This window comes from Herbidospora sakaeratensis (assembly GCF_001570525.1).
Lineage (GTDB): Bacteria > Actinomycetota > Actinomycetes > Streptosporangiales > Streptosporangiaceae > Herbidospora > Herbidospora sakaeratensis.
In genome coordinates, this window is sequence record NZ_BBXC01000012.1 from 180,663 (window position 1) to 188,656 (window position 7,994).

The following is a 7,994-nucleotide window of genomic DNA, read 5'->3' on the forward strand; positions in this document are numbered from 1 at the left end:
GGCAGCCACGCCTGCCGTGAGCAAGCGGAAGCGCCGGACACTGTCGAAGTCGTCCGACTATCTCGACGCGCTCGCGACGACGCTGCGAGATCTCGGCGGGGCGACGACCATCCCGCATGAACTCACACAGAACGCCGACGACGCGGGGAACGCCACCACCGTGAAATTCACGGTCACCGAAGACGCCCTCACAGTATGGAACGACGGCGACTTCACCGACTGCGGCGAGGATGGCGACAACTGCCCCTGGCCGAAGCGATGTGACCTGCACGCCTTCCGCCGGTTCGCCGGACGCACCAAGGCAGGGGACGCAGCGACGACCGGAGCGTTCGGGGTCGGCTTCACCTCGGTCTACCAGATCACGGATTCGCCCGAGCTTCTGTACGGCGATGAGCACTGGATCCTTGACGAGGCCGCTCAGGAGGGCCAGCGTCTCCGATCATGTGACGGGCGATGCGTCAGGGCACACGGAGAGCCGGGCACGACGTTCGTTCTGCCCTGGGCCCGTGCCGCCAGTCTGCTCCGGGAGAAACTCGAAGTCCCGCAGGTGACCGACGAGACGATCGCGGAACTCGAGATGGCGCTGGTCGACGGCTCCCACGCCATGGTGCTGTTTCTGCGCCATGTGACCGCTATCGAGCTCGAAACGTCGCGGGGCAGGTCCCGCATCGTGCGCGAGGACGTGGACGACGGGCTAATCGTGCGCGACGCGGCGTCCAGCACGCGGTGGATCATCATCCACTCGGGCTTCCCGGCGGCTGCCCGCCCGCTGGTGGTCCATGCGGCTGGCCTCATCAATCCGGAGCGATCCGCGACGGTCACCGTCGCGGTGCCGGTCGATCAGGGTCTCAAATCCGGCGTGCTTTACGCGACGCTGCCGACTCAGACCCCCAGCGGACTGCCCGCCCACGTCAACGCCTCGTTCTTCCCCAGCACTGACCGGAAGAGCGTTCGCTTCGAGTCCTCCGGGTCGCACCCCGACTGGAACCGGGCAGCCGTCTCCGCGGCCGCACGGGGCGTGGCGGAGGAAGCGGGCAGGCTCGCCGACCAACTCGGCGTGCCGGCGTTCTGGGAGTTCCTGGGAGGCATCAAGGACCTGTCCACCCGAGCAGGCACCGATCAGCCGAACCATGCCGCGACGTATCTCGGCGACCTGCGTCGGGTGATCCCGGGCCTTCTCGTCGTCGACACGATCGCCGGCCACCGCGCGCGCCCGGAAGACGTGTTGTTACCGGCCGACGCCGACCTTTACGAGTCAGTCGGAGCACTGGTCAAGATCGGTCTGCCGGTGGTCGCCCGGCATCTGCGCCGCCGCCTGTACACGAACAGCGTGTACACGGACTTTGGAATAAAGCTGCTGGCCGGCCGGGATGTCATCGGGCGGCTCCGTTCCGAAGGCATCACCGAGGCGTTCGATCCATCGGACGGCCCGCTGAACCGCGATGAACTGATCCAGATCCTCGACGCGCTCGAACGCCTGCCGGGGAAGGTGGCAAACATCGACGGCATCGGGGAGGCGGCGATTGTTCCGTGCCGCAACGGCATGGTCGCGCCGCCGTCTCGGGTGGTGTGGCCGGCATCGGACGAAGACAGCACGCTGTTCGAGCTCCTGGTCGAGGATCTGCTGATCGCGGACGTGGAGACGATCGAGACGCACTGCCCTGGGCTCAAGGAAGCATGTCAGCCACTGGACGTGGCGCATGCCGCGCGCATCCTGGAGCACCTCGACACCGACGTGCTCGGTGCGCTTTCCGACCACCTCCTTGAGTGGCTGAACCGGAACAGTGCGGGGATCACTCCCGCCGTACGTTCGAAGATCGCCGCGCTTCCGATCTTCCCGACCGCCTCCGGGTTTGAGCCCTTGACCATGCTGTCGCTCCCCAACGACTTCCGTGACCCGATTGGGGTCGCGAGCCTGGTGGCCGAAACGGCGGCACTTGACTATCGGAAACTCCTTCACGAGCTCGGCGCGCGACCGCTCGATGTCGTCGAGTACATCCAACTGCACGCCCTCCCGGCAGCGCGGGCGCAGCGGATCTCCATGAGCCAGGCCAGCGAACTTCTCAGGCTCATCGCGGTCCACCAGCATGAGCTCGCCGGACTCAGGCAGAGCCTCGCGTCGGCCGCGATCGTGCCCTGCACCGATCAGCGGCTCCATCCCGCGACGGACGCGCACCTGCCGTCTCGGGAAATATCGATATTGGCGCCGGAACTGCCTGTCGCACTCGTCAGCGGCGTGGTGCCCGGCGTCCTCGACTGGCTTGGCGTGCAGAAGACACCTTCCGACCAGGCCCTCGCCATCGCGATCCAGAGGCTTGAGGACGCGGACGAAGATTTGGAAGCCTCAGTGGCCGAGGCGGTGCTGCGGACTCTCCAGGTACGTGGCGACCTGTCGGCTGGCCCACCCGACTTCCTGACCACGCGACGGTGGCTCCCTCTCAAACGAGGCGGACGTGCCAAACCCGGCGAGGTGTTACCCACCAACGCCCGCCATCTGTACGGCACTAAAGGCAAGGAACTCGGCCTGTCCGCGGCCCTCCAGATCCGCTACTTCACTCAACTGACCTGGCTCGGCATGCCGCCGACTCCTCCGGTCGGGACGGTCGTGGCGCATCTCCTCCACTGCGTGGAAACCGCGAGCGAGATGAACCCGGACGTCTACCGGGTGCTGAGCACCCACGCCGACCACCTCGCGGTGAGGGGCCTGCGCGGTGCCCGCTGTGTTCACGTCGGCCGGGGACGCTTCGTCACACCCGCGACCGCGTTCTGGCAGCAGTCGCCATTCGGCAGGTGGGGCACGACGCTGCCCGAAGCCTGGCTTTCGTTCAAGCCTTTCTTCGACGCCGTCGGCGTGAAGGTCGAACCCGGACCGGTCGAGATCGCGGCCGTACTGCGATCGATCCTTGACGACTACGGCACGGACCCGGTCGACCAGGAGGGAATGGAGGCTATCGACGGCTGCTGGAGCCGACTGTCCGAGCACCTAGAGCATGCCGAGGCCGGTCGCGTCCTACCGACGCTGGGGCATACACGCTCAACCCTTGATCCGCGCGGGATCCTGACCCGTCCGGACCATCTGTTATTCGAGGACAGCCGGGCGCTGCACCAGCGTTTCCCGCAGCTCGCCCACAATGTGATCCCCCGTGTTCACGGCATCTGGCCGGCCCTGGCCGAAGCCGGAGTGCGGCGGGTCGAAGAACTCATCGAAGCCAGGCTGGTTGATGTCGACGCACGGGCCGACACCGAGCTCCGCGGCAGGATCGCCGACCGTCTAAGCGCGCTTCGGCGGGTGTTCGACGACGAGCTGCTCCTCGACCAGCTGCGGGGACTCACGATCCTGCGTGCGCCCCAGCTCCAGGTCTCCTATCGCGCCGAACTCTTCGGCCACGCGTACGAGATCGGCCCTGAGGGCGCCGACGCGATCTGGCTGCCCGACGAGGGCCATCTACTGTCCGCCGACGGGGCGTCGGATCGCGCCCTCGCCCGGGAACTCGCCCGTGCCATCGCGCCCGACGACGACCCTGGTCCCCTGGCCATGCGGCTTGAGCCCATCCTGCGTGCGGCCTCTCCCGACGAGGCGCATCGCGCGCTCGACGACTTCGGTATCGCGAGACTTCAGTCGATCGAACACGAAGCCTCGTGGAGCCCCACGGCAGATGTCGGTGACGACGCACCGATGGACGCCGAGCGCCCATCTGACGTCGCCGCAGACGGCGACGGCGAAGCAACCGAGCCGGATGGAGACGGAGAACCTAGCAACAAGAAGAAGAACCGCCGCGGTACGCGTGCTGGTGGTGGCGGCGTTGGTGGCGGCAACGTAACCGGCGAGCGAAACCGCAGGGGTGGTAGACCGGAAACCCGGATCAGGCGGCAGACTCGTCTGCGCTCCTACGTAGTGGATACCGACGAGGACGAGGGCGATCGCGGGACCGTCGGCGACGAGGCGCCAGACCAGTCTCCGATCGACAGGACCGGCGTTGCGCGCGTCATGGAATATGAGCGTGAACGCGGCCGTCATCCCCGTGAAATGGCCCACGGCAACCCGGGCTTCGACGTCGAATCATACGATGAGCGCGGCGAATTGGAGAGACGGATCGAGGTCAAGTCGACGGGCGGTCAATGGTCCGTCGCCGGCGTCATGCTGTCGCGCCGCCAGCATGAGCAGGCGGTCGAGGACGGAGATCTGTTCTGGCTCTACGTCGTGGAGAACGCGCAGGACGAAGAATTCAAGATCTACCGCATACAGAAGCCCGCGAGCCGGATTGACTATTTCGGATTTGACGGCGGCTGGAAGGACGCGGCCGAACCGGACTTCGAGCATCCCTCATCTCGCCGGTCAAGCGGCGGAAGAAATTCGTGACGTCTGGACACCACATCGCGTGGTGTCCACTCGGACGGGAGCGGTGATCTGTTGACCGCTGCCCCGATCTTGTAGCCTTTCCGCACTCTCAGGCCTTCCAAGGCGGGTGTCGATGACGGACAAGCGTAAGGTCCAGACCGCAGTGCTCAGCTCGCCCGAATCGCACGAGCCGATCCTGATGCCGTTCGAGCGGGTTGACGCGATCCTCCTGCGGTCGAAATACAGCGCGAAACGATTCTTCTGCGGCGTGTGGCTCGGCGGTTGCGGGCGAGAGCTCTACACCCGTATCGGGTCCTCGCGGGTGCCCCATTTCGCCCATCACCCCGAAGGTTCCGACCTGCCCATCACCTGTAAGCGCGCTAGCAACGACGAGGCGAGCGCGGATCACCTCTACATTCGGCGCGCGCTCGTGGAATGGCTGAAGAGGCACGGCCATCGAGTCAAAGCGGTGATGCTGGAGGGGACGGTGCCCCGCCAGGGAGGGACCTGCACGGGCATGACGATCACGACCACCGCGGGTCTGCTGATCGCTGTTGCCCTCCGCGACGATCTACGCAGGGATCCGCAGCGCTATTGGCCTCGACGCGACGATGAGCATCGACGGGGACGTAAGAGAGTCGAGTGGCTGTTCGGCCCACACGTCACCCTCGCCAAGCAGATGATCAAGCGGACGGGCCACGCCTTCACGGTGGACTGCCGGAACGATGGGCTTCATCGAACCGTTCAGATCGGGCTCAAAGTGGGCGGCAAGATTCCGCTGTACGCCGATCTCGCCGACTGCAAGCTCGACGAAAAGGGGCACCTGTGGACCCCTCCGCTAGCCGAGTTGCTCCGCCAGAAAAACTCGCAGGACGCCGACGCGGTCGTGACGACGCCGCCTCCGGCGATCGAGCGTCAAACGGAGATGGCGGTCACCGGCTTCCCGCTGAGCGTGAGTCTCCTGACCGTGGTGCCCAGGGTCGCGGAGGGCCGGGTCATTGAGGCCGAGATCTCCTGCCCGGTCGCCGCCCTTCCGGCCGACGTCGTTCGGGTGAGGCTCCCCCAGGCGGCGATTGGAGTGAGCGTCGGACGGCCTTACCAGGTCGTGGCCCCGGCGTTGGTCGTCGCGGAGAGCCACTCCGGCGGGCGCGACCTCACATGGACGATCCACGCTCAAGATCTGTCACCCCTGTTCCACGACGAACCTGAGGTGAAGGCCGTCGAAAAGCAGAAACCCCAGCCGTCGGCCTGGGATAGGGCAACGGTCATGATCACGGAACTGAGGCGGGCGCGGCTCGCCCTCGACCGTGCGGCATCGGCGAGAGTCCGGGCGGCGTTGCAGGAACTCATCCCCGAGCTCACTCCACGGCAGCAGATACAGGCCAAGAAGCAGATGAGCATGTACGGGGGGGCTTACGGGCCGCAGGTGACTCCGAAGCTGGCGAAGAAACCCCCGACTGATGTCAGCAGGACCGGCTCATCGAAGAAGGAAAAGAAGACCCTACAGGAGGTGCACAGAAATCAGGCGTCCATCCTGTTCGAGATGATTAAGCGTGCTGATGCCCAAGGCAAGCACCGGGAGGCCAAGGAACTGCGCGAAGCCCTGAGTCGCTTCTTGGCAGGACTGCCGGAGGGCGAATACCAGGAACAACTCGACCAGCTTGCGCGGTACAGAGGGCAATTGCCCGGTGACGGCCGGAGAAGAGGTGGTAGTAATCAACCACCTGGGCCGGTACCGGAAATTCGCTGGTCAGACCGGAAAGGTGGTTGATTCCACCGCTGCCTGCGACTGTGAGTATGTCTGGCAACATCGATGCACAGGGAACTCGGAGTAACTGTGGGAAATTAGCCCGCCAAGGTCAAAATCAAAGTCAAAAATGGCAGGGATGAATGGGTGGAGACCCTACAGTGAGCCTTTTTCATCCTCTGGCGAGTCGGTGGTTTTGAAGGACCGCGATGGCTTTGACCAGGTGGCCTGCCTTGGACGGGCTGTACCGTAACCGCTACAGGATGCGCCAGCTCTTGAGCTGGGCGTTCGCGCGTTCTCCCGGTCCGCGGAGCCGGGCGTGGGAGCGGTTGGCCCGCTTCTGCATCCCGGGTTTGTTCTTGCCCTTGTACGAGTGATCACGGCCTCGGTGCCGATGCCTTGGTAGGCCTTGTCGGCCAGGGTGAGGATCCCGGCTACGTCCAGATGGCGGGGATGCCCCAGATCCGGGCGGCGGTCAGGTCATGCGTTTTCCCCGGCAACGTTCCCGAGGTCCAGATGACGGCGCAGTTGGGTCCCGCGATGACCTGCACGTTCATCCCGTGCGTGCGGTGCTTCATCGAGTAGTACGGCTGGTCGGCCTTGACCCGGTCGGCGCAGATGAGGGTGCCGTCCAGGATCAGGTGCCGCAGTCCGTCCTTGCGGGCCTTGCGCAGGGTGGTGGCGAGCTTGGGCGAGCGTGCCGACAGCAGCTGCACGACCTCGGCCACATACCGCCAGGCAGTCGCCACCGACACCCCGAAACCGGCTGCCAACTGGGCGAACGTTTCACCTTAGCGGAGGTGGACCAGCACAAGAAGAGCTTGACTGCCCGGCTGAGCGCCCGCCACGCCGACCCGATCGCCTTACAAATGCCATCGGATGATCCCGGCCACGTAGTTCAGCGTTGAACACGACAAATCGACCGCAGCGCTAGAAAAACACTCGAAGCTCCTGGTGGTGGCGGATTTAGTTGTGGTGATCAACCCGTCTACCAGGGGCTTCACTATGTTATCGGTGTACTCCAGCATCGCGATCATGCTGTGACCGGAAGCTCGCCACAGGGGATGAAAAAGGCTCACTGCTGCGCTACCTCTCGCCTGCCCGTGGCTCTCGCTGATTCGTCTTATAAGTCTTATTCGCCCGTGGTGAAGCTCTACAGAATGACAACGCTAATATCGAATGCGTGTTCGATAGATGGTTTTGCCGGTCGTCGCTTCTTGTGTGGCGGTGACACGGATACGGGGAGATGACAGAAGAACTTGAACGTCGGGTCGGCTGAGGTGCCTGTCGTCCCGAAACCGGTGCTCGTGTCTCGCGGCCGGATCGAAAGCGTCCTCGACGGCTGATCGTCGGCTAGCGAGATCGACTCCGGCTCATGCCGGGGCCTTCATGTTCTCGCCATCTGACCTGCGGAAAAGCCCCGGATTCATTCCGGGCATGTTTCGGAACCACCGATGACCGGCTGTCTGAGGCCCCACCAAACGAGAGACCACCCACCGCGCCGTCGGAGATCCCTGCGGCCGAGTTTCAGCAGGTCAGACGGAGATGATCAGGTGCCCCCGGTAGGAATCGAACCTACGACACCAGGTTTAGGAAACCTGTGCTCTATCCCCTGAGCTACGGGAGCCGACCCCCCAAGCCTAGCGAAACCACAGCCCCCCGCGCGCCACCCACCACACCCCAAATCCCCCCCGCCCAAAGGTAAAGCCAAGACAACCACCCCCCCGCCAGGAGAGGGAGGTGATGAGCTCACCCCCGTGAACCGAGGACGCCGACCCGGCAGCCGCGCACTCCGCCCCGTGGTCCTGCTCGCCGCCCTGCTGGCCCCAGCCGTACTGGCTTTAGGCTTATTCGTCGCCGAACTGACCGAATTCGGCGTCCCCCCGTACCTGCGCGCCAAGCCGGCCC

2 protein-coding genes, 1 tRNA gene and 1 pseudogene are annotated in these 7,994 nt (G+C 65.0%); 2 read left to right on the forward strand and 2 right to left on the reverse strand.

Translation table 11 applies throughout. The annotated features are described in order from the left end of the window. Nucleotides 1–16 precede the first annotated feature (16 nt). Both AW271_RS19690 and AW271_RS19695 read left to right on the forward strand, forming a co-directional pair. Nucleotides 17–4,360, forward strand: a complete 4,344-nt coding sequence (locus AW271_RS19690; protein WP_062338852.1) for a protein NO VEIN domain-containing protein — start codon at nucleotides 17–19, stop codon at nucleotides 4,358–4,360. 112 nt (nucleotides 4,361–4,472) lie between these two features. Beyond that, the gene (locus AW271_RS19695) at nucleotides 4,473–6,110 is read left to right on the forward strand and encodes a competence protein CoiA family protein (RefSeq protein WP_157554405.1); all 1,638 of its coding nucleotides are present in this window, start codon (nucleotides 4,473–4,475) and stop codon (nucleotides 6,108–6,110) included. A gap of 148 nt (nucleotides 6,111–6,258) precedes the next feature. Here the strand turns inward: AW271_RS19695 and AW271_RS19700 are convergent. Then, a pseudogene (locus AW271_RS19700) lies at nucleotides 6,259–7,066 on the reverse strand (transposase family protein). Between the two features lie 574 nt (nucleotides 7,067–7,640). Next, a tRNA-Arg gene (locus AW271_RS19705) sits at nucleotides 7,641–7,713 on the reverse strand. Between the last annotated feature and the right edge of the window lie 281 nt (nucleotides 7,714–7,994).